At 64.0% G+C, this 21,658-nt stretch carries 17 protein-coding genes; 10 read left to right on the top strand and 7 right to left on the bottom strand.

Features of this window, described 5'->3' with window-relative positions:
* The first annotated feature begins 82 nt into the window (after nt 1-82).
* Nucleotides 83-361, top strand: coding sequence for an HU family DNA-binding protein (locus tag PDMSB3_RS30435; protein WP_006049832.1), 279 nt, complete (start codon nt 83-85; stop codon nt 359-361).
* 204 nt (nt 362-565) lie between these two features.
* Here the strand turns inward: PDMSB3_RS30435 and PDMSB3_RS30430 are convergent, their stop codons facing one another.
* The 3 genes from PDMSB3_RS30430 to PDMSB3_RS30420 form a co-directional block, all read right to left on the bottom strand.
* Nucleotides 566-1,684 (bottom strand): 3-deoxy-7-phosphoheptulonate synthase, encoded by a 1,119-nt coding sequence (locus PDMSB3_RS30430; RefSeq protein ID WP_007177762.1) that lies wholly within the window; start codon nt 1,682-1,684, stop codon nt 566-568.
* A 128-nt stretch (nt 1,685-1,812) separates the two neighbouring features.
* Nucleotides 1,813-2,643, bottom strand: coding sequence for a DUF72 domain-containing protein (locus PDMSB3_RS30425; RefSeq protein WP_007177761.1), 831 nt, complete (start codon nt 2,641-2,643; stop codon nt 1,813-1,815).
* 98 nt (nt 2,644-2,741) lie between these two features.
* A complete protein-coding gene (locus PDMSB3_RS30420; protein WP_007177760.1) occupies nt 2,742-3,488 on the bottom strand; it encodes a TetR/AcrR family transcriptional regulator in 747 nt (248 codons plus the stop codon).
* A 297-nt stretch (nt 3,489-3,785) separates the two neighbouring features.
* On the opposite strand from PDMSB3_RS30420, the gene PDMSB3_RS30415 reads away from it, so the two are divergent.
* The 4 genes from PDMSB3_RS30415 to PDMSB3_RS30400 all read left to right on the top strand — a co-directional run bounded on the left by PDMSB3_RS30415 (nt 3,786) and on the right by PDMSB3_RS30400 (nt 9,527).
* Nucleotides 3,786-4,967, top strand: coding sequence for an isovaleryl-CoA dehydrogenase (locus PDMSB3_RS30415; protein ID WP_007177759.1), 1,182 nt, complete (start codon nt 3,786-3,788; stop codon nt 4,965-4,967).
* Nucleotides 4,968-4,981: 14 nt separating this feature from the next.
* The gene (locus tag PDMSB3_RS30410) at nt 4,982-6,589 is read left to right on the top strand and encodes a carboxyl transferase domain-containing protein (RefSeq protein ID WP_007177758.1); all 1,608 of its coding nucleotides are present in this window, start codon (nt 4,982-4,984) and stop codon (nt 6,587-6,589) included.
* A gap of 31 nt (nt 6,590-6,620) precedes the next feature.
* Complete coding sequence (locus tag PDMSB3_RS30405) at nt 6,621-7,406, top strand: enoyl-CoA hydratase/isomerase family protein (RefSeq protein WP_007177757.1); 786 nt, start codon at nt 6,621-6,623, stop codon at nt 7,404-7,406.
* An 81-nt stretch (nt 7,407-7,487) separates the two neighbouring features.
* On the top strand, nt 7,488-9,527 hold the full coding sequence (locus PDMSB3_RS30400; RefSeq protein WP_007177756.1) for an acetyl/propionyl/methylcrotonyl-CoA carboxylase subunit alpha: 2,040 nt from the start codon (nt 7,488-7,490) through the stop codon (nt 9,525-9,527).
* Nucleotides 9,528-9,542: 15 nt separating this feature from the next.
* On the opposite strand, the gene PDMSB3_RS30395 is transcribed toward PDMSB3_RS30400, so the two are convergent.
* The 4 genes from PDMSB3_RS30395 to PDMSB3_RS30380 form a co-directional block, all read right to left on the bottom strand.
* Nucleotides 9,543-10,334: a phosphate/phosphite/phosphonate ABC transporter substrate-binding protein gene (locus tag PDMSB3_RS30395; protein WP_007177755.1), complete on the bottom strand. Its 792-nt coding sequence runs from the start codon at nt 10,332-10,334 to the stop codon at nt 9,543-9,545.
* A 25-nt stretch (nt 10,335-10,359) separates the two neighbouring features.
* Nucleotides 10,360-10,638 (bottom strand): DUF1488 family protein, encoded by a 279-nt coding sequence (locus tag PDMSB3_RS30390; protein WP_011492294.1) that lies wholly within the window; start codon nt 10,636-10,638, stop codon nt 10,360-10,362.
* 192 nt (nt 10,639-10,830) lie between these two features.
* Nucleotides 10,831-14,010, bottom strand: coding sequence for a bifunctional diguanylate cyclase/phosphodiesterase (locus PDMSB3_RS30385; RefSeq protein WP_165188670.1), 3,180 nt, complete (start codon nt 14,008-14,010; stop codon nt 10,831-10,833).
* Nucleotides 14,011-14,237: 227 nt separating this feature from the next.
* On the bottom strand, nt 14,238-15,038 hold the full coding sequence (locus tag PDMSB3_RS30380) for an N-acyl homoserine lactonase family protein (RefSeq protein ID WP_011492292.1): 801 nt from the start codon (nt 15,036-15,038) through the stop codon (nt 14,238-14,240).
* Nucleotides 15,039-15,221: 183 nt separating this feature from the next.
* On the opposite strand from PDMSB3_RS30380, the gene PDMSB3_RS30375 reads away from it, so the two are divergent.
* The 5 genes from PDMSB3_RS30375 (at nt 15,222) to PDMSB3_RS30355 (ending at nt 21,634) form a co-directional block, all read left to right on the top strand.
* Complete coding sequence (locus PDMSB3_RS30375; RefSeq protein WP_232064362.1) at nt 15,222-16,361, top strand: LacI family DNA-binding transcriptional regulator; 1,140 nt, start codon at nt 15,222-15,224, stop codon at nt 16,359-16,361.
* Between the two features lie 278 nt (nt 16,362-16,639).
* Nucleotides 16,640-17,419, top strand: a complete 780-nt coding sequence (locus PDMSB3_RS30370; RefSeq protein ID WP_011492290.1) for a 3-hydroxybutyrate dehydrogenase — start codon at nt 16,640-16,642, stop codon at nt 17,417-17,419.
* Between the two features lie 352 nt (nt 17,420-17,771).
* The gene (locus PDMSB3_RS30365) at nt 17,772-19,184 is read left to right on the top strand and encodes an MFS transporter (RefSeq protein WP_165188668.1); all 1,413 of its coding nucleotides are present in this window, start codon (nt 17,772-17,774) and stop codon (nt 19,182-19,184) included.
* 81 nt (nt 19,185-19,265) lie between these two features.
* Nucleotides 19,266-20,681 carry an MmgE/PrpD family protein gene (locus tag PDMSB3_RS30360; RefSeq protein WP_165188666.1) on the top strand — a complete coding sequence of 472 codons (1,416 nt, stop codon included), beginning with the start codon at nt 19,266-19,268 and terminating at the stop codon, nt 20,679-20,681.
* A complete protein-coding gene (locus PDMSB3_RS30355) occupies nt 20,678-21,634 on the top strand; it encodes an NAD(P)-dependent oxidoreductase (RefSeq protein WP_268738030.1) in 957 nt (318 codons plus the stop codon). Before PDMSB3_RS30360 ends, PDMSB3_RS30355 begins: the two co-directional genes overlap by 4 nt.
* The last annotated feature ends 24 nt before the right edge of the window (nt 21,635-21,658 follow it).

The following is a 21,658-nucleotide window of genomic DNA, read 5'->3' as shown; positions in this document are numbered from 1 at the left end:
GAACCGGCGCCTATGCGTTAGTGTGTCGGTCCCGGCGCAACGGATGTGGCGCCGGTTCCATGATTACCATACGGGAAGTGCTATGAACAAACAGGAACTGATTGATGCAGTCGCCGCAGCGACGGGCGAAAGCAAAGCGGCCACCGGCCAAACCATCGACGCGATCGTCGAAGCGGTGACCAAGGCCGTGGTGGGTGGCGATACGGTGCAACTGGTCGGTTTCGGTTCTTTCTCGACCGGCGCGCGCGCAGCACGCGTGGGCCGCAATCCGTCGACGGGTGCCGAGATCCAGATCGCGGCTGCCAAGACGGTGAAGTTCACTGCCGGCAAGGCGTTCAAGGAAGCCGTCAACGCGTCGTAATGCAACGCGCTTCGCGCCGGAACATCCACGCGCGCTGCGTTGGCGCGCGGCGAGCGATGCATCGGGCGTGAGGAATCACGCGCTGCCCAACCCCGGTAAGACGGATCCATCGGCGGCTGGTGCGGCGCGTGTGTTTTTCGTGCTGTCCCCAACGGGACTTCCTGCAGGGCGTGCTCGACGTAGTGCCGGCAGCCCGGCGCGTGCTCAGCCCGCGCGGCGTTTGCGGGTGGCCTCGGCGAGTGTTTCGAGCACCGGCTCGGTCTGTGCCCAACTGACGCAGGCATCCGTGATCGATACGCCGTGACGCAACGGCACACCAGGCTTCAGATCCTGGCGGCCTTCTTCCAGATGACTTTCCAGCATGACGCCGATAATGCGGCGCTCGTGCTGCGACAATTGCTGCGCGATATCCTGCACCACTTCGAGTTGACGCAAATGCGATTTGCCCGAGTTCGCATGCGAACAGTCGATCATGACCTGCTCGCGCAGTCCCGCTGATTTCAGCGCGGCGCAAGTCGCCTCCACCGACGCGCTATCGTAGTTCGGCCCTTTCTTGCCGCCGCGCAGGATCACGTGCGCGTCGTCGTTGCCGCGCGTTTCGAAGATCGCGGCCAGGCCCATTTTCGTCATGCCCATGAACGCGTGGCTCGCGCGCGCGGCGACGATCGCGTCCGCGGCGATCTGTACGCCGCCGTCCGTGCCGTTCTTGAAACCGATCGGGCAGCTCAATCCCGAAGCGAGTTGACGATGGCTCTGGCTCTCCGTCGTGCGCGCGCCGATGGCGCCCCACGCGATCAGATCGGCGATGTACTGCGGGCTTAGCAGGTCGAGAAACTCGGTGGCCGTGGACAGGCCGAGACCGTTGATGTCGAGCAGCAGTTGCCGTGCAAGACGCAGACCTTCATTGATGCGGAAACTGCCGTCGAGACGCGGGTCGTTGATATAGCCTTTCCAGCCGACGGTAGTGCGCGGCTTCTCGAAGTAGACCCGCATCACGATCAGCAGATCGTCCCTGTAGGTGTCGGCGGCGACTTTCAGCTTGCGCGCATATTCGATCGCCTGGTCGCGGTCGTGAATCGAACACGGTCCGACGATCATCACGAGCCGGTCGTCGCGGCCATGCAGAATGTCGGCGATTTCCGCGCGGGTCTTCTCGACCAGCGTCTGCACCGAAGGCGGCGTGGGCAACTCGTCCTGCAATAGCGCAGGGGAAATCAGCGGACGTACCGCACCGATCCGAACGTCGTCGATGCGCGTGGTGTCCTGGGTGGCGTCGGCCGAGCCGACTTCCTGATCGTGCAAAGGATTGTCGATGGCGTTCAAAATGTTCTCCCGGACCTTGGTGATGAAGCGGCCTCGCGGCCTGACTGCGTGAGTGTGGGTGCGTTGATCGTGGCTGTCTTCGCTGCCGGGATTATGACACTCGCGTGCTTCGGCCGGGATGGCGCAGGTCAGAGACGTTTGATCAGCGCCATCGCGGCGGCCGGATTGCGCTCCTTGAAACCGCTGATGACGTACAGATAGACGTCGCGCGCGGCCGCTTTGGCAGGCGCTTGCGCAGAGGTCTCCAGGTCGGCCGGAGTCGTACCTGCCGCCAGTTGCCGCGCGCGTTCGGCCCATGCGTCGAGCGCTTTGGTCGAATAGCCGTTGGCCTGTTTATCCGTTGTGCCCATGATGCGGGCATAGACGAAGGGCGCCGTGATATCCGCGATCTGCGGGTAATCGCTGTCGCCGGCCAATACGACAGCGACTTTGTATTTGCGGGCGAGCGCGACGAATTCCGGCGTTTTGAAGGTGTCGTTGCGAACCTCGATCGCATGTCTGAGCTTCTGGCCTTCGATACTGGGCGGCAGCAATTTCAGAAAGGCTTCGAAGTCTTCGCTATCGAATTTCTTGGTGGGCGCGAACTGCCAGTTGATCGGACCGAGTTTCTGTTTGAGCAGCAGCACACCGCTTCCGAAGAAGCGTTCGATTGTTTCACCCGCGTCGGCGAGGACTTTTCTATTGGTCGAATAACGCGGCGCTTTCAGTGAAAAGACGAAATCGTCCGGGGTTTCCTGATACCACTTCTCGTAGCTCGCCGGTTTCTGCAAACCGTAAAACGTGCCGTTGATTTCAATCGACGTGAGGTTCCTGCTCGCGTATTCGAGTTCGCGGCTTTGCGTGAGGTCGGAGGGGTAGAAGGTGCCGCGCCAGGGCGCATAGGTCCAGCCGCCGATACCGATGCGGATGTTCGTCGTTCCGGCGGCCTTTGCGGTTTTCGCAGCGGGTTCTTTCGGCACTTGGGCTCTCCATCGGGCTTCGCAGGGAAGCTGTAGATTAGCCGTTTTTTCGCCCGACGACCCAACCTCGAAGAACCGGAAAAGCGGACCTGTGTCTGTTATTCGCCGCCGCGAGGCGTACCTGCCCCATGACGCGCGGCCTCTTCAAATCGCCGGTTCGCCTCCGCCACTTCGACTCTGAACTGTTGCAGGGCGCTCACCGCCAGGTCCGGCGGCGTGAGCGCGGCCCACAGCACGTCGATGAGCCGGTCCGCGGTCGCATCGATATCGATGTGCCGGTTCGCGAGCGTCGCATCCCATAGCACGTGCTCCATCGGCCCGAACACCATCGATCGCAACAGGCGCAAGGGCATGTCGCCGCGAATCTGCCCGCTCTCCTGGCCTTGCGCAAGCACGCGCATCAACGGGGCGGTATAGCGGCGCTGCAACTCCGTGAGTGCTTCGCTCAACTCGTGGTGGCGGGCCCGCCCTTCGGATAACACCAGTGCGCATAGATCGGTGCCGTTCACGAGCATCAGCCGCAAATGCGTGCGAACGATGAACGCGAACTGCTGCCGCACATTGCCGTCGCGCGGCAAGCCGGATTCGATCGCTTCGATAATCTCGTCGTACCAGTCGCCGATCACCCGCGCGCAGAGCTCGCGTTTGCCGCGGAAATAGCTGAACACGGTCGCCTCGGAAATGCCGAGACGCTGCGCGATCTCGGCGGTCGTCGCGCGCTCGTAGCCCTTTTCGGAGAACACGTCGCGCCCCGCCTGAAGGATCTCCTTCACACGTTGCTGCGACTTGCGCCCGGCCGGCTGGCGGCGCGAGGCGGGTAACTCGGCCTTCGTGGCAACCGTCATATGAGTCCAGTTCAGATTTGTTGGTTGGATTCGGTATGAAAGCGTGCCGAATGAACCCTTGATGACAATCCTATCACGTCATGGACGCTCTTTACACACTTGGACCAGTTTCTGAGTGACACTCAAAAATACCTATTGACGCTTACGTAAATCTGGCGTGAAATGCGGCTTGAACGTTGCGCCTCGGGTGGGACGACAGAGGTGGGTCAACAGTTCCGCCACCGTCCGCCGGGCCGCATTCGGACCAGTCGGCGCCTATATTCAGGCCGGCCGCCAACGAACTCTGGAGACACAGCAATGAGCAACCTGCCCGGTTTGCAATTCCCGCTCGGCGAAGAAATCGAAATGCTGCGCGACAGCATCGCGGGATTCGCTGCCAAAGAAATCGCTCCGCGCGCCGCGGAAATCGATCGCACGGATCAGTTTCCGATGGACCTGTGGCGCAAGTTCGGCGATCTGGGCGTGCTGGGCATGACGGTCTCGGAGGAATACGGCGGCGCGAACATGGGCTACACGGCGCACATGATCGCCATGGAAGAAATCTCGCGCGCGTCGGCATCGGTCGGTCTCTCGTACGGCGCGCATTCGAATCTGTGCGTCAACCAGATTCATCGCAACGGCACGGAAGCGCAAAAGCAGAAGTATTTGCCCAAGCTCGTGTCCGGCGAACACATCGGCGCGCTTGCCATGAGCGAGCCGAACGCGGGTTCGGACGTGGTCAGCATGAAGCTGCGCGCGGAGAAGAACGGCGATCACTATGTGCTCAACGGCACGAAGATGTGGATCACCAACGGCCCGGATTGCGACACGCTGGTCGTCTACGCCAAAACCGATCCCGAAGCGAGTTCACGCGGCATTACCGCGTTTATCGTCGAGAAGGGCATGAAGGGTTTCTCGGTTGCGCAGAAGCTCGACAAGCTCGGCATGCGCGGCTCGCATACCGGCGAACTGGTGTTCCAGGACGTGGAAGTGCCGGAAGAAAACATTCTCGGCCAGCTGAACGGCGGCGCGAAGGTGCTGATGAGCGGTCTCGACTACGAACGCGCCGTGCTCGCGGGCGGGCCCACGGGCATCATGGTCGCGGTCATGGACGCGGTCGTGCCGTATATCCACGACCGCAAGCAGTTCGGTCAGCCGATCGGCGAGTTCCAGCTCATTCAGGGCAAGGTGGCCGATCTCTACACCACATTGCAGGCATGCCGCGCGTATCTGTACGCGGTGGGCCGGCAACTCGATACGCTCGGCAAGGAACACGTGCGCCAGGTGCGCAAAGACTGCGCGGGCGTGATTCTCTACACCGCGGAAAAAGCCACGTGGATGGCGGGCGAGGCGATCCAGATTCTCGGCGGCAATGGCTATATCAACGAGTATCCGGTCGGCCGTTTGTGGCGCGACGCGAAGCTCTATGAAATCGGCGCCGGCACGAGCGAAATCCGGCGCATGCTGATCGGCCGCGAACTGTTCGCAGAGACGGTCTGAAGGAGAAGCCCGCCATGCCGATCATCGAATCAAAGCTCAATCCGCGCTCGGACGACTTCCGCGCCAACGCAGCCGCGCTCGAAGCGCTGGTCGCCGATCTTCGCGCGAAGATCGAAAAGCTCGCGCTGGGCGGCGGTCAGGCGGCGCGCGACAAACACACGGGCCGCGGCAAACTGCTGCCGCGCGACCGGATCGCGCAACTGCTCGATCCGGGCACGCCGTTTCTCGAGTTCTCGCAACTCGCGGCCTACGGCATGTATCACAACGATGCGCCCGGCGCGGGCGTCATCACCGGGATTGGCCGGATCGCGGGGCACGAGTGCGTGATCGTCTGCAACGATGCAACCGTCAAGGGCGGCACCTACTACCCGGTCACCGTGAAAAAGCACGTGCGGGCGCAGGAAATCGCCGCTGAAAATCACTTGCCGTGCGTCTATCTGGTCGACTCGGGCGGCGCGAATCTGCCGAATCAGGACGACGTGTTTCCGGACCGCGATCACTTCGGCCGCATCTTCTACAACCAGGCGAATCTGTCCGCCGCGGGTATTCCCCAGATCGCCGTCGTGATGGGTTCGTGTACCGCGGGCGGCGCGTATGTGCCGGCCATGAGCGACGAGTCGATCATCGTCAAGAATCAGGGGACGATTTTTCTCGGCGGCCCGCCTTTGGTGAAAGCCGCGACTGGCGAAGTGGTGAGCGCGGAAGACCTCGGCGGCGGCGACGTGCATACGCGTTTGTCCGGCGTGGTCGATCATCTCGCGCAGAACGATGCGCATGCGTTGGGGATTGCGCGCAGCATCGTCGGCAATCTGAATCGCAGCAAGCAGGTGCCGGTCGCGTTGCAGGAACCGAAGCCGCCGCGCTACGACGTAAAGAGCATGTACGGCGTGATTCCGGTGGATACCCGCAAGCCTTTCGATATCCGCGAGGTGATCGCGCGGATCGTCGACGACTCCGCGTTCGATGAATTCAAGGCGCGCTACGGCACCACGCTCGTCACCGGCTTTGCGCATATCTGGGGGCATCCGGTCGGCATCATCGCGAACAACGGCATTCTGTTTTCGGAGTCCGCGCTCAAGGGCGCGCACTTTATCGAGTTGTGCTGCCAGCGCAAGATTCCGCTGGTGTTCCTGCAGAACATCACCGGCTTCATGGTGGGCCGCAAATACGAGAACGAAGGCATCGCACGCAACGGCGCGAAGATGGTAACGGCGGTGGCCACGGCCAAGGTGCCGAAGTTCACGGTGATCATCGGCGGCTCGTTCGGCGCGGGCAACTACGGCATGTGCGGCCGTGCCTATTCGCCGCGCTTTCTGTGGATGTGGCCGAACGCGCGCATCTCGGTGATGGGCGGCGAGCAGGCGGCGTCGGTGCTGGCCACGGTGAAGCGCGACGGCATCGAAGGCAAGGGCGGCACGTGGAGCGCCGAAGAAGAAGAGGCGTTCAAGCAGCCGATCCGCGATCAATACGAACATCAGGGCCATCCGTACTATGCGAGCGCGCGGCTGTGGGACGACGGCGTGATCGATCCGGCGCAAACGCGCGACGTGCTCGGTCTCGGTTTGTCAGCCGCGATGAATGCGCCGATCGAAGACACGCGTTTCGGCGTGTTCAGAATGTGACGATGCGCGACGAAGCGCGGGAGCTGCGACGATGCAATACGAAACATTGACTGTCGAATTCGCCGGACAGATCGCCACGGTCACATTGAATCGCCCGGACGTGCGCAACGCGTTCAACGAAACGATGATCGCCGAAGTGACCTCTGCCTTCACGGCGCTCAACGATCGCGACGACGTGCGCGCGGTAGTGCTTGCCGCGAATGGCAAGGCCTTCTGCGCAGGCGCCGATCTGAACTGGATGAAGAAAATGGCTGGTTACTCGGACGACGAGAACCGGGCCGACGCGATGCTGCTGGCGAACATGCTGTCGTCGATCTATCGCTGCAACAAGCCGGTAGTCGCGCGCGTGAACGGCGACGCGTACGCTGGCGGCATGGGTTTGATCTCGGCGTGCGACATCGTGGTGGCCGTTGAAAGCGCGCGTTTCTGTCTTTCGGAGGCACGCCTCGGCCTGATTCCCGCCACCATCGCGCCATACGTGATTCGTGCGCTGGGCGAGCAGGCGTCGCGCCGCTATTTCATCACCGCCGAGCAGTTCGACTGTGCGACGGCGCTGCGTCTCGGGCTCGTCAGCGAAGCGGTGAGCATGGAGCAACTCGACGCCACTGTGCGGCAGATTGCGGAGACGCTCTGCGCAAACGGTCCGCTAGCCGTGCGCGCGTGCAAGCAGCTCGTGCAGGATATCGCGGGCCACGAGTTGAACGAGGCCTTGATCGCTGACACGGCGGCGCGCATCGCACGCACGCGTGCCGGCGCGGAAGGTCGCGAAGGCGTCGCGTCGTTCCTCGAAAAACGCGCGCCCGCCTGGCGCGACTGATGCATCACATTCCGGGGCGCTTGCCGCGCCCTGACCAGAACAACAGCCCCGATAAAACGGCACACTTCATCGAGACACTTCATGTTCAACAAGATCCTGATTGCCAACCGGGGCGAGATTGCGTGCCGCGTCGCCGCAACCTGCAAGCGGCTCGGCATCGCGAGCGTGGCCGTCTATTCCGATGCGGACGCCAACGCGAAACACGTGGCTGCCTGCGACGAGGCGGTGCATATCGGCGGGGCGAGCGCGGCGGAAAGTTATCTGCGCGTCGAACGCATTATCGAGGCCGCTCGCGCCACCGGCGCGCAAGCGGTACATCCGGGCTACGGCTTTCTGTCGGAGAACGAAGATTTCGCGCAAGCGTGCGAGGCGGCCGGCATCGTCTTTATCGGACCGCCGGTCGAAGCCATTGCGGCAATGGGTTCGAAGGCCGCCGCAAAGGCTTTGATGCATGCGGCCGCCGTGCCGCTCGTGCCGGGTTATCACGGCGACGATCAGGACGCGCAACTGCTGCACCGCGAGGCGAATGCGATCGGTTATCCGGTGCTGCTCAAAGCCAGTGCCGGCGGCGGCGGCAAGGGCATGCGCGTGGTGGAGCGCAGTGAGGATTTCGCGGCGGCGCTCGCTTCGTGCAAGCGGGAAGCCGCGAGCAGCTTCGGCAATGATCGCGTGCTGATCGAAAAGTACCTGACGCGGCCGCGTCACGTGGAAGTGCAGGTGTTCGCGGATCGTCACGGCGGTGCGGTCTATCTGTTCGACCGCGATTGTTCGGTGCAGCGGCGTCATCAGAAAGTGCTGGAAGAAGCGCCGGCGCCCGGATTGTCCGCTGAAATCAAGCGCGAAATGGGCGAGGCGGCCGTGGCCGCGGCGCGCGCGGTGAATTACGTCGGTGCGGGCACGGTCGAGTTCATCATGACCAGCACGGGCGAGTTCTACTTCATGGAAATGAACACGCGCCTGCAGGTCGAGCATCCGGTCACGGAAATGGTGACCGGCCAGGACCTGGTGGAATGGCAACTGCGCGTGGCCGCTGATCAACCGCTGCCGCTCACGCAGGAACAGTTGAAGATCGACGGGCACGCAATCGAAGCACGTATCTACGCAGAGCATCCGGCGCGCGGCTTCCTGCCGTCGACAGGCACGCTCAAACATCTGCGCATGCCGGAAGGCGTGGAATTCACGATCGATGCGTCGGGTCTCGGCGAGCCGGGACGTAAAGCGCCGGTGCGTATCGACAGCGGCGTGCGTGAAGGCGACACCATCACGCCGTTTTACGATCCGATGATCGCCAAGCTGATCGTGCACGGTGCCACGCGCGAAGAGGCGCTCGCGCGCCTGAGCCGCGCGCTGCATGCGTGCGAGGTGGTCGGCCCGCATACCAACGTCGAGTTTCTGCAGAGCATTGTTGCGAGCGAGCCGTTTGCAACGGGCGATCTCGACACGGGCCTGATCGAGCGCCATCACGACGCCCTGTTCGCGCCGCGCAAGAAGCCGTACAAGGAAGCGCTGGCGCTCGCCTGCGCGGCGCTGCTCACGCGCGAGGGCGGCACGGCGCACGGCGCGTCGCCGTGGGATGCGTTGTCGCACTGGCGTCTGAATGGCGGCTATACGCAGACGCTCGGCTGGCGCGACATAGACAGCGGCGGCGAGAGCGCCCGCCTGTTCACGGTCACGTTCGCGCGCGACGGCGGCACGCAAACGCTCGAACACGATGGCGTGCGTGAGGACTTCAAATGGTCGGACGGCAGCGGCCCGCATGAATTCCGCGCGACGATCGGCGACGCGCGCGCAACGGGCCGTGTGTTCGTCGACGGCGATACGTTCCATGTGTTCTGCCTCGGCGAAGCGCTGGCGTTCGAATGGCAAAACCTGCTAGCACACGCAGCGGACACCGAAGGCGGCGAAGGCCGTTTGACTGCGCCGATGCCGGGCAAGGTGATCGCCGTGCTGGTGGAACCGGGCACCGTGGTGGAGAAGGGCACGCCGCTCATCGTGATGGAAGCGATGAAAATGGAGCACACCATTGGTGCGCCGGCGGCGGGCACGGTCTCGGAGGTGCTGTATGCGGTTGGCGATCAGGTGGCCGACGGCGCGCAGCTTCTGGTGCTGGACGTGCAGTAGCCGTCAAGCCGCAGTTCAGGCGAGGCGCGTATAGCCGACGGCGCGCGCTTCGTTTTCGAGTTCCTCGATGCGCTCGTAGTCCGAGCTCGGCAACACGGAAAACCCCTGCAAACGCAGGCGTTTCGCACGTTCTGGCTGGGCGGCGAGCACCTCGTTCAACGCTTCGCGCAAGGCTTCGACCGTTGCCGGGGGCACCGTGCCGGAGGCGATCAGCGGCAGCCCCGGCGATGGCGCCGTCGTGCCGATCCGGCGAACCTGCCGCGCCAGTTCCGGCATTTCGTCGCACACGAAAGCGAAGGTCACGCAATCGATCGCCGCGATATCCGCGCGATTTTCCGCCACCGCGCGCAACGAGCCGAGATGCGAGCCGGTTCGCAACACCGCGCTGAAAAACAGGCCGGCGCGCGCGAGCGGCGCCACGGCGTGGCGAAACACGTTCATGCCGCTATTCGAATCGTCCTGGTTGTAGGCGGCACGTGCGCCGCGGCACGCCGCGAGCGTGTCGAACGGCGCATCCGCGCGCGTCACCAGTACGCTCGAATAATGTGCGCCCTCGCAACCGGGCGCGTCGAAGCGCGGCGTGGCGATCAACTGCACCTGTTCGTGCAGGCCGTGCATGAACGGGTAGCCGCAGGTCTGCGAGATCAGCAGATTGGGCCGCCGCCAGAAGCCATGCAATTCCTCGTCCGGTTCGACAATGCGGCACGCGGGCTTGACCATGCGCAGTACGTCGGCGAGCCACTCGCGCCACTCGAAGTCGAGCGCGGGCGTGACGTTATACATGGGCAGGGCGGCGATCCAGGTCATGGCGCTATTCTGGCATGCCTGCCGTCTAATGTCTGACCATACGGAATTCGTCGAGGCCGAGACGCACCGGCTCCGTCGGTCTGAATGTCCACTTCTGCGCGGCTACCGAAAGGATTTCCAGTTGCGCATCTTCGAATGCGACGAGCAGATCCTGTTTTCGCTTGCTCGCCGCACCGCAATAAGTCACGAGTGCTTCGGCGCTGACCTCGAAGATCTGCGCGCGATCGTCACAGCACACCCGGAACGCGACCGTCGCGCATTCCGTCACACAGGGCCTGAACCCTTCATCCACATAGACCGACATGGCAATCTCCCGCCGCACGTCCGAGTCATCAGGATGACAAGTCGTAAGCTGGCGGTATGTGGGAAAACCGGCATTTGCAGCGAAATGGGCGAGACTTTATCCGGTCGGGAGAGCGCGAGCGTTGGGCCCGCCGCCGTCACGCGTCTGCGCCGGCAGAAACAGCGCACGACCGTGAGAAAGGTGCCGTGCCGCTCACGCCACCTTGCGCGCGTTCGTCCATGACCACAAATCGGCCGGCGACAACGCTTTCGAGAACAGGAAGCCCTGCAGTTCGTCGCAACCGATCGTGCGCAGGATGCGCGCCTGATGTTCGCTCTCGACACCCTCGGCGACCACCCGCAGACCCAGTTCATGCCCCAGTTCGATGATCGCGCGGACGATGGCGAGGTCCGCGCGGGCATCGAGCATGTCGAGCACGAACGCCCGATCGATCTTGAGCCGGTCGAGGGGAAAACGGTTCAGATAGCTGAGGCTCGAGTAGCCGATGCCGAAATCGTCGAGCGAGAGCTTGACCCCGAGCGCGCGGATCGCGTTGATCATGGTGAGATAGTTCTCCGCGTTGTCCATCAGCACGGTTTCGGTGATCTCGAGTTCGAGCCGCCACGGGGCGACGCCATGCCGCGCGAGACTGTCCGCGAGCGTGCCGATCAGGTCCGGATCGCGCAACTGGATCGCCGACAGGTTGATCGAAACACGTAGCGGCGTCAGACCTTCGGCGTCCCACGCGGCGATCTGCTGGCAGGCTTCGTCTATCACCCACGCGCCGATCGGAATGATGAGGCGCGTATCTTCCGCGACCGGAATGAACTGCGCGGGCGAGACGATGCCGATCTGCGGGCTGTTCCAGCGCAGCAGGCCTTCTACGGCGACCAGTTCGCCCGTATGCGCATCGACGCACGGCTGGTATTCGAGCCGGAACTCGTGCATGGTGATCGCGCTGCGCAGGCAGGCTTCGAGCGTCAGCCGGTAGCGGGTGCGCTCGGCGATGTCGGGCGCGAAGAACTTGACGAGGTTGCGCCCGGCGCCCTTCGCCTGGTACATCGCGGCGTCGGCGTTCTGCATCAGCGTCTCGATGTCCTCGCCGTCGTCGGGGAACAGCGCCACGCCCACACTGCACGACACCTGCAGCGTGACGCCGCCGACCTCGTGCGGCTGGCGCACGAGCGGCAGCAAACGCTCCTCGATCGTGCGCGTGACGTCCGCCGCGTTGCTGACGCTGTTCAGGATCACCGTGAATTCGTCGCCGCCGAGCCGGCTTACGGTGTCGTTGGTGCGCACGGCCTGCAACAGGCGTCGCGAGACCGAGCGCAGAAGGCTGTCGCCGATGTGATGGCCCAGCGAATCGTTGATGTTCTTGAAGCGGTCGAGGTCGATGAACAGCACCGCGACGCGCTGCCCCGTGCGGCGCGCGTTGCCGAGCACGACGCCCAGTCGCTTCACGAACAGCTCGCGGTTCGGCAACTCCGTCAGCACGTCGTGTTCGGCGAGGAACTGGATGCGCGCCTCGCTCTTCTTGCGGTCCGTGATGTCGATCAGCGTGCAGATGTAGTGCGACAGGTTCGCGCGCCGGTCGCGCACCGCGCTCACCATCAGCCACGCCGGATAGTCGCTGCCCGCGCGCCGCCGTACGTGCGCTTCGCCATGCCATACGCTCAGGCGGTCGACGGAATCGATCACGGCCGGAAGAATGTCGTCGTGGTCCTGCGTGCCGAACAGGAAAGCGGGTTCCTTGCCCGTCACGTTGTCGGCGCGATAGCCGGTCGCGCGATAGAACGATGCGTTTGCGGTCACGAGCCGCCGTTGCGCGTCGAGAATCAGAATGGCTTCGGACGATGCCTCGAACACCTTGCCCCACAATTCGAGGCGCTGCTCCATCAGCTTGATCTGGTTGATCGGTGTGAAGGCGGTCAGCACGGCGTCGCGCCCCTGGAAGTCGAGACGCCGCGCCGACAGCATTGCCCAGGTGGATTCTTTGGCGGCCTTCCAGTGCACCTCGAATTCGTCGACCGCCTCGCGGTCGGAGAGCTGCTGGAAGAAGCGCGCGCGCACCTCCGAGTCGAGGCCGACGGCCCACGGATCGACCGTGCAGCCATTCAGCCAGTAAAGCGCGGGCTTGTTCGCGTGCAGCACTTCATGCCCCGGGATCGCCGTGACGACCATCGGCACCGGAGTCGCCTCGACCAGTGCGTACTGCGCGGCCGAGGCGCGCGCTGTCGCCGCGAGTTCCTTCTGCACGTCGCGCTCGCGATCGAGTTGCGCGAGCATGTCGTTGAAGCCTCGCACGAGCTGGCCGATCTCGTCCTGGCTATGCCACCTGGCGCGCAGCGAATGGTCGCCCGTACGCCGCACCGTGTCCATCACGCGCGCGAGCTGGCGCAGTGGCCGCGAAATCTGCTGCGCGACGAAATACACCATGCTGAGGATCGCGCACAGCAGGAACAACGCGGTGCCGAGGTGCAGCCACATCCGCTCGAAGAGGCCGCGCACGCGTTCATGCAACAGTCTTTCGAGCTGATTGCCGGTCGCGCTCCACGCGTCGCTCACGCTCATCACCACGCCCTGCTGCGCGGCATCGAGCGCCGTGAGCGTGGCGGCATCCGAGCCGGCATCGACCGCGGCGCCGGCCACGCGGCGATACGCGTCGATCGCGGCGAGCATATGCGTGATCGGTGGACCGATGGTTCTGGTCAGCGTGGCGTTGGTGGCCGCGGCTTCCGCATAGTCGGAGCGCAGCCCCTGCAATACCGCGTCGAGCTGTCCTTCCAGCACGAGGTAGCGGGTCCGCATCTCGTCGTGGCTCATCCGTGCGGTGCGAAGACTCGCGCCGGCATCGTGCAGATGGCGGCCGATCCGGTTGACGTCGCTGAGCAGCTCCGGATAGCGCAGGATCGACAGCGACATCGAGTAGTAGCTGTCGAGGTCCGGGTCCAGAATCAGGTTCGACTGGTTGCCGACCCGCGTCACCAGTTCGCGGGTTGCTTCGAGGCCGCCGTCCACGGTCGCGGCGCTCGCATGGGGCGCGGCGCTGGCCGTGAGGGCCGCTAGCACGCGCGCGTTGATTTCGGCGCTCTGCATGTTTGCGCCATAGCGGCGCTCCGCGTCGGCGAGCCAGCTCGCCGTGCGTTGCAATTGGGCCGGCGTCTGCGGTTTTCCGGCCCCGGCGAGCGCAAAGTCGACGAGCGCGTCGTGCACGGCCGCGACGTAGGCGTTGCCGACCAGCTCCTTGTCGGAGAAGTCGATCGCAATGTATTTCTCGTGGATCAGGATGCCGCTGATATACAGCACCGCGCTCAGGTCGAGCAGATAGATCAGCAGCAGCTTGCGGCCGACGCGCAGGCGCCCGAGAAACCGGAAGAACAGGTTGCGTTTCATGGGCGCCGCTCGAGCGCGGAGGCTTCACCGCGGGCGCCATAAGCCAGACGTTTCACTGCGTTTCTCCATGCGGGGAACGCCGGACCTGGGTCAGGTCCGGAAGCGGGAAAAACCCCTAATCATGGTATCGACCAGTTGGCGAACTTCTTTAGCCTTCGCTTAAAACTCACCAGGACGGTGCGGGAAACGCTGCATGACGGTGCGGATATCGGCCCGGCTGCACCCTCTCAACGCGGCGCCGCGTCGAGCCGCACGATCCAGCCTTCCGTTTCCCTGCTCTCGGCCGGGTAGCGCGTCAGCACGGCCGGGTCATGGCCGGGCACGACGTGTTGCGCGGAGTCCGCCAGTTCGTGCGCGCGACGATAGCCTTCGATCATGTCGCCCACGTTGTACACGGCGGGGAACGGGCGGTTCTGTTCCATGTTCGCGTACAGGTGCGATGCATCGGAAGCGAGCACCACCCAGCCACGCTCAGTATGCACACGCACCACCTGCAGGCCGTCGGTATGGCCGCCGACGCGGTGCACACTCAGTCCCGCGGTGAGGTTCGACGCGCCGTCGTGAAACGCCACCCGGCCGTCGAAAACGCGGCCGACCATGGATTTGACGTCTTCCGGATCGAACGGGTGGTTCAGTGCGCCATGACACATGCAGCGGCCCGTGCAATACGCCATTTCGCGGTCCTGCACGTGATAGCGCGCCTTCGGGAAGAGCGAACGGTTGCCGGCGTGGTCGTAGTGCATGTGCGTGATGATCACGTCTTCGACCGTGTCGGGGCGAATGCCGATCGCGCCGAGTCCCGCTTCGACGGAGTGCGTGATGGTGCGGCGGCGTTTCGTACCGCCTTCGACGTCGAAACCCGTGTCGACGAGGAAGGTGCGGCTCTCGCCGACCACCGCCCACACGAAATAGTCGAGCGGCATGTTCACATCGTGCGGATCGCCGCCAAGGAAGTTGTCGCGGGCGGGACGGTCGTGATGCGCATACTTGATGGCGTAAATCTTGTAGTTTTCCGGTGCGGCTGTCATGGCAGCTGTCTCCTGTTTCCCATATATGAGAGCGCTATCATAACAAGCAGCCGGCGGCTTGTGTTGTGTCGTTGCGGGCGCGGTTCGAGCGGTGCCCGGCTTGATCAGTCACGGCCAACCCGCGCGGAACGGCCCCTGGCATACGATACAATCGGCTATCAGATCAAAGAGCCGGATGGGCGAGTGAAAAAGCGTGTGACGGCCGTCGAGGACGGGAAGATCAGGTTGGCAGGCGGGCCGGGCGGGGAAGTGAAAACCGCATCGAAAGCCGCGCGAAAAACGGGCAAAAGCGCGGGCACGACCGCGGCCAGGACACGCCCGGGCGGGCAGGCGGTGCGCATGATCGACGTTGCGAAGGCGGCGAACGTGTCCCTGATGACAGTGTCGCGCGCGCTCAACGAACCTGAACGGCTCTCCAAGGAAACCCGCAAGCTGGTGCTCGATACGGTGCGCCGCATAGGCTATGTTCCGAATCACATCGCCTCGAATCTCGCGTCGGCGCGCTCGAATGTGGTCGGCCAGATTGTCCCGAGCATCCAGAATTCGCTGTACTCGCATAGCATCAAGGGTTGTGCCGACGTGTTGCGCTCCGCCGGCATGCAATTGTTGCTGGCCGACAGCGGCTACTCGCTCGAAGAAGAAGAGGCGCTGATCGACGCGTTCATCGCCCAGCGCGTGTCCGGGCTCGTGCTGCACGACACCGTGCATACGCCGCGCGCCGTCCAGTTGATCCGCGCCGCCGGCATTCCCATTGTCGAAACGGGCGACCTCGCGCGCACGCCGCTCGACATGGCCGTCAGCTACTCGAATTTCAACGCGGCCAAGGAAATGACGCTGTATCTGGCGGGGCGCGGCTACAAGTCGATCGGGTTCGTCTGCCTCACCACGAAGAACAACATGCGCGCCCGCGAGCGTCTGAAGGGCTACTACGCGGCGCTCGAGGCGCTCGGCCGCGAGCGCAACCCCGGGCTCGTGCGCGAAGTGGAGGGCGGCCTGACCTCCGGCGCACATGCGATGGTGGACATGATGCAGCGCGTGCCCGAAGTGGACGCGATCTTCTTCGCCGGCGACGTGCTCGCGGTCGGCGCGCTGTTCGAAGCGCAGCGGCGTAACTGGAAAGTGCCGGAGCGCGTCGCGATTGCCGGTTTCGACGATCTCGACATCTTGCGCCACACGGTGCCGCGCCTGACCTGTCTGAACCTGCCTCGTCTGGAGATCGGCCGGCGCAGCGCCGAAGCGCTGCTGCAAAGAATGCGCAACGAACCGATCGTGCCGGCCAGGCTCGATCTCGGTTTCGAAATTATCCAGCGCGAAAGCACCTGAAGCGGCGGTTTCATTGCTAGTGAACCTGGGGCGCACAATGCGCCCCTTTTCTTTTTGTGCCGTTCGAAAGGCTTGCTGCGTTGCCTTGTCATGCCCGTCCGCCGCTGCCGCGCCCGGTTCCGTCGTGCTCTCTTTTATCTGCTCCCGGGCAATTCCCCAGGTTGCAGCGCTGCGCCTTTTCGGTTAAGTTAGCGCTATCATTAAGAGATGGCGAACGTTTGTGTTTCGCCTGCGGCCTGGCAACGGCCATGCTTTCGACAGACAGGGAAAATCGCGGAATGAAGGGGAGAACTGCACTCGTAACAGGCTCGTCGCATGGGCTGGGTCTGGCTATGGCCGACGCACTGGCCGGCGCCGGCTGCCGGGTCGTGCTGCACGGCGTGGAAACGCCTGAGCAGGTCGAGCCCGCGCGCGCGGCCTTCGAGCAGAAACACGGTTATCGCGCGGATTATCTGCAGGTGGACCTCGGCGATGCGCGGGCCGTCGAGCGGATGATGTTCGAGACGATCGAGCGCGTCGGCGCGATCGACGTGCTGATCAACAATGCGGTGGTGCGCCATTTCGCGCCGATCGAAGCGTTTCCGGTCGACAAATGGGAGCAGGCGCTCTCCGTGAATCTGAGCGCGGCGTTTCACACCATCCGTCTGGCGCTGCCCGGCATGCGCGAGCGCGGTTGGGGCCGCATCTTCAATATGACCTCGGTGTACGGCATGCGCGGCACGGCCAATCGTGTCGATTACGTGACCACCAAATCCGCGCTGCTCGGTCTGACGCGCGCGGTGGCCGCCGAAACAATGGGGCAGGGCATTACCTGCAATGCGGTCTGTCCGGGCGCCGTGCATACGCCGACCAGCGAGAACCGCATTCAGGCGCTAATGGAAGAAGAGAGACTCGACCGCGAAACGGCAATCGAGCGCTTTCTGACCGGCAAACAGCCGACCGGCCATTTCGTGCAGGCGTCGCATGTCGCGGATCTGGTGGTGTTCATGTGCAGCGACGCGGCGGCGGAGATGACGGGCGCGATGCTGCCCGTAGATGGCGGCTGGCTGGCGACATAACCTGCCTATTCATGTGTTAGCGCTATCCGGAATTGTCCGGTCAGCGAGGATGCGCGAACCGGCCGCGCCGACGCAAAAATAGCGTTGGCAGCCTGTACGCCGCAGCCAGGCCCGATCAAGGCCAAACCCGGCTTAGCGGTGGGAAGACATGCCTGATCGTCATGCACTGCAACACAAAAAGAAGCTGCGGAACAGCCAATATCGCCTTGACCGATTGTATGACAGGAATATAATCCACTTTGATGTTACCGCTCACATCCGGCGATGAGAGCTACGACGAAAGCAGCGGCGCAAGGCAAGCGGTGTTGGAAGCTACGGAACCAGAACAAAGACATTCACGGAGACAGCATCCATGCAGAACGAAGCAACGATTGGATACCGGCTGGACAGCCTGCCGCTATCCGGTTATCACTGGCGGTTGCTCGGGCTGATTGCCGCGGGCATGTACTTCGACTCATTCGATATCTATATCGCCGGCACCGTGCTTGCCGCGATGATCCACAGCGGCGAATCCACGCTGAAGCTCAATGCGATGTTCGTGTCGGTCACGTTCGTCGGCATGATGTCGGGCGCCTGGCTTTCGGGCGTGCTCGGCGATCGCTTCGGCCGGCGCTTCTGCTACCAGTTCAACCTCGGCATCTACGGCTTCGCGTCGATCGCCGCGGCGCTCGCGCCTTCCATGTACTGGCTGATCTTCTTCCGCCTCGTGATGGGAATCGGCATGGGCGCGGAAATCGTGGTCGGCTACGGCACATTGAGCGAATTCATTCCGGCCGCGTGGCGTGGCCGCTTCGGCACGATCCTCAATCTGATCATCAACACCTCGCTGTTCCTGTCCACCTTCCTCGGCTGGCTGATCGTGCCGCATTACGGCTGGCGCTGGATGTTCGCGATCGCCGGTTGCGGTGCGCTTTTCGTGTGGTTCCTGCGCAAGTCGATGCCGGAGTCGCCGCGCTGGCTGGCTTCGCGCAACCGCACGGATGAAGCGGACCAGGTGGTGTCCACCATCGAAAAAGCCTGCGGCGTCGATTCCGCCACGGCGATCGCGGCGGCCGCCCAGCAGCCGCGTCGCGCGGCGCCGGGTAACGGCCGTCTCGGTGATCTGTTCACGCGCCGTCTGCTGACGCGCACCATTACCGGCATCACCGTGCTGGTCGCGCTCTTTATCGTCAACTACGCGTTCGTCAGCTGGATTCCGACCTTCCTCGTCAAGCAGGGCCACAGCGTGTCGAATTCGCTCGGCCTGACGAGCGTGATGTTCGCGGGCGGTCCGGTCGGCTCCCTGATCGCCTTTGCGCTCGCCGAGCGTGTCGGCCGTAAATGGGGCATCGTACTGTTTTCGCTGATCTGCGCGGCGTTCGGCGCGGCTTACCCGTTCGCGCAGTCGGAAGTGATGATTACCGCGCTCGGTTTTGCGATTACCTGCTGTATTTACGTGCTGTCGTCGTTCAGCGTCGCGACCTACGTGCCGGAACTGTTCCCGACCGAACTGCGTCTGCGCGGCTCGGGCGTGTCGAATACCGCCGGGCGCGCGGTCAGCATCGCCGTGCCGTACGTTGTAGCGTGGGCTTTCACGGGCTTCGGCATTGCCGGCGTCCTGACACTGATCGTCGGCACGTTGCTCGTGCAGGCATTGATCGTGGGTGTGCTCGGCACCGAGACCAGGAAGCGTTCGCTCGAATCGATCGCCGCCGAAGTCAGCGACACGACCGACGCGTCAGGCCAGTCGGTCAACGCCCGCGCGGCGTCGGCCACCGAACCGTAAGCGCGTCCTCGCGTGCGGTGAGTCCGCACGAGGCGTCGCAGTGAATCAAGAGAGACATCCGGTAGAGGACAACCTTTGCACATGGCAGCACAGTCAGACAGCAGTTCAGGCCAGGCCAGCACGAACAGTGACGCCGGTCACGTGACGCAGCGCGTCGCGCAGTGGGTGGCGGACACGACGTGGCAAGACGTGCCGGCCGCCGTGCGCCACGAAGCCAGGCGCTCGCTCGTCAACTATCTGGCGGTTGCGCTGGCCGGCTGCTCCGACCCGACGCTCGGCAAAGCCGTGCGCACCTATCAGCGCTTTAGCGCGGGCGAAGGTTCGAGTGTGATCGGGCGGCGCGAACGTTTCGACATGCTGAACGCCGCCGCGCTCAACGCCATGAGCGCGAACGTGTTCGACTTCGACGACACGCATATTCCGACCATCATCCATCCGACTGCACCTGTCGCCGCCGCGCTGTTCGCCTTCGCCGAGTCGCTTGCGGACTTTGCGCCTGGCGCCCGCCCGCTGACTGGCGAAGCGCTGCTGCTCGCATTCGTTGTCGGCGTGGAAGTGGAATGCCGGATCGGCAATGCGGTTTCGCCCGAGCACTATCGGCGTGGCTGGCATATCACGTCGACCTGCGGCGTGTTCGGCGCGGCTGCGGCGATCGCCAAAGCGCAAGGCCTGAGCGCGCAACAGATCGGGTGGGCACTGGGCAATGCGTCGGCACAGGCCGGCGGCCTGGTGGAGACGCTCGGCACCATGTCGAAGAGCATCAGCGTCGGTAACGCGGCGCGCAACGGCCTGCTATCCGCGCTGCTCGCCGCCGACGATTTCTCCGGTCCCGATGCGCCGCTCGAAGGCACGCGCGGTTTCCTGCGCGTCGCCGCAACGGAGCCGGATGTCGAGGCGTTGACGCGTGAACTCGGTCACGAATGGGCGCTGCTGTCGAACACCTATAAACCGTACCCGTGCGGCGTGGTGCTGAACCCCGTGATCGAAGCGTGTCTCGATCTGCGCCGCGATGCGAGCTGGACCGTGGACGACGTCGAGCGCGTCGAACTGACCGGGCACCCGTTGCTGCGCGAGCGCACCGACCGGCCGAACGTGCGCACCGGCCGCGAATCGCAGGTTAGCGCGCAACATGCGGTAGCGGTCGCGCTGGCTACGGGCAAAGCGGGCCTCGCCGAGTTCAGCGACAGCGCGGTCGCCACTCCGTCGCTGCGTGCGTTCGGCGCGCGTCTGCGTTTTATCGACGACGCATCGTGGCCGGTGGAGTCCGCCCAGGTGGCCGTCGTGCTGCGCTCGGGCGAAACCGTGTCGCGGCGTATTCATGCGGCGCGCGGCAGTCTCGCGGCGCCGCTCGCCGATGTCGAACTCGCGGCCAAACTGCGCGATCTCGCCGCATACGGCGGCTCGGGCGTAGCGCCGCAACCGCTGATCGATGCGCTGTGGCGTTTCGACAGCGAACCGGATGCCGCGTCGCTCATGCGGCTCGCGCGTGCGGCCTGAGCCGCGCAACGAAAACAGCTTCCCAACAGATGAGGACAGTCATGTCGAGCAGTGATCAAGGCAGCAACACGATCGGTTTTGTCGGAGTAGGCGTGATGGGGCGGCCTATGGCGCGCCGTCTCATCGAGGCGGGCCATACGCTCGTCGTGTTCGATCGCGATGAGCAGGCGGTCGCGGAATTGACGGCGATCGGCGCGCGCGCGGCGAAGTCCGTGAAGGATGTGGCGGACTCCGCGCGCATCGTATTCACGAGCCTGCCCACGCCGGCCATCTTCAGGCAGGTCGCGCTCGGCGAAGGCGGACTGATCGACGGCAGCGCGGTGAAGATTCTCGTCGATCTGTCCACGGTCGGATCGCGCATGGAAAAGGAAGTGGCGGACGGCCTGCTCGTGAAGGGCATCGATACCGTCGATGCGCCGGTGAGCGGAGGCGCCGCCGGAGCGAAGAAGGGCACGCTCGCGATCATGCTGGCCGGCAAGCCGGCTGTACTCGACCAGGTGCGCGGACTGTTCGAAGTGCTCGGCAAGGTGTTCGTGGTCGGCGACCAGCCGGGCCAGGGGCAGTTGCTCAAGCTGCTGAACAACATGCTGTCCTCCACCGCGTTTGCGATCACGTCGGAGGCGTTTGTCGCGGGCGTGCGCGGCGGCCTCGATCCGGAAGTGATGATGTCGGTGATCAATTCGGGCAGCGGCAAGAACGGCGCGACGATGGACAAGTTCCCGAAGCATGTGCTGCCGGGCAGCTTCGATTTCGGCTTTCCGGTCGGCAGTGTGTGCAAGGACATCGGCCTCGCGGTCGACGAATGCCAGGCGCTCGGCGTGCCGATGTGGGTCGGCAGCGTCGCCCGTCAGGTATGGAATTACGCGGCCATGCAGGACGGCTCGAAACGCGACATGACCGAACTGGTCAGGTATGTCGAACGCTGGTCGTCCGGCGAGGGACTGGCGGACTGAATCGGCCGCGAGCAAAACTCATTG

This window comes from Paraburkholderia dioscoreae (assembly GCF_902459535.1).
GTDB lineage: Bacteria > Pseudomonadota > Gammaproteobacteria > Burkholderiales > Burkholderiaceae > Paraburkholderia > Paraburkholderia dioscoreae.
This window is presented reverse-complemented; position numbering and strand designations above follow the sequence as displayed.

Bases quoted from the DNA above. Each gene is read 5' to 3' on its own strand.
- PDMSB3_RS30435 (WP_006049832.1), top strand. From the start codon at position 83: ATGAACAAACAGGAACTGATTGATGCAGTCGCCGCAGCGACGGGCGAA.
- PDMSB3_RS30420 (WP_007177760.1), bottom strand. From the start codon at position 3,488: ATGACGGTTGCCACGAAGGCCGAGTTACCCGCCTCGCGCCGCCAGCCG.
- PDMSB3_RS30415 (WP_007177759.1), top strand. From the start codon at position 3,786: ATGAGCAACCTGCCCGGTTTGCAATTCCCGCTCGGCGAAGAAATCGAA.
- PDMSB3_RS30410 (WP_007177758.1), top strand. From the start codon at position 4,982: ATGCCGATCATCGAATCAAAGCTCAATCCGCGCTCGGACGACTTCCGC.
- PDMSB3_RS30405 (WP_007177757.1), top strand. From the start codon at position 6,621: ATGCAATACGAAACATTGACTGTCGAATTCGCCGGACAGATCGCCACG.
- PDMSB3_RS30400 (WP_007177756.1), top strand. From the start codon at position 7,488: ATGTTCAACAAGATCCTGATTGCCAACCGGGGCGAGATTGCGTGCCGC.
- PDMSB3_RS30395 (WP_007177755.1), bottom strand. From the start codon at position 10,334: ATGACCTGGATCGCCGCCCTGCCCATGTATAACGTCACGCCCGCGCTC.
- PDMSB3_RS30390 (WP_011492294.1), bottom strand. From the start codon at position 10,638: ATGTCGGTCTATGTGGATGAAGGGTTCAGGCCCTGTGTGACGGAATGC.
- PDMSB3_RS30385 (WP_165188670.1), bottom strand. From the start codon at position 14,010: ATGAAACGCAACCTGTTCTTCCGGTTTCTCGGGCGCCTGCGCGTCGGC.
- PDMSB3_RS30380 (WP_011492292.1), bottom strand. From the start codon at position 15,038: ATGACAGCCGCACCGGAAAACTACAAGATTTACGCCATCAAGTATGCG.
- PDMSB3_RS30370 (WP_011492290.1), top strand. From the start codon at position 16,640: ATGAAGGGGAGAACTGCACTCGTAACAGGCTCGTCGCATGGGCTGGGT.
- PDMSB3_RS30365 (WP_165188668.1), top strand. From the start codon at position 17,772: ATGCAGAACGAAGCAACGATTGGATACCGGCTGGACAGCCTGCCGCTA.
- PDMSB3_RS30360 (WP_165188666.1), top strand. From the start codon at position 19,266: ATGGCAGCACAGTCAGACAGCAGTTCAGGCCAGGCCAGCACGAACAGT.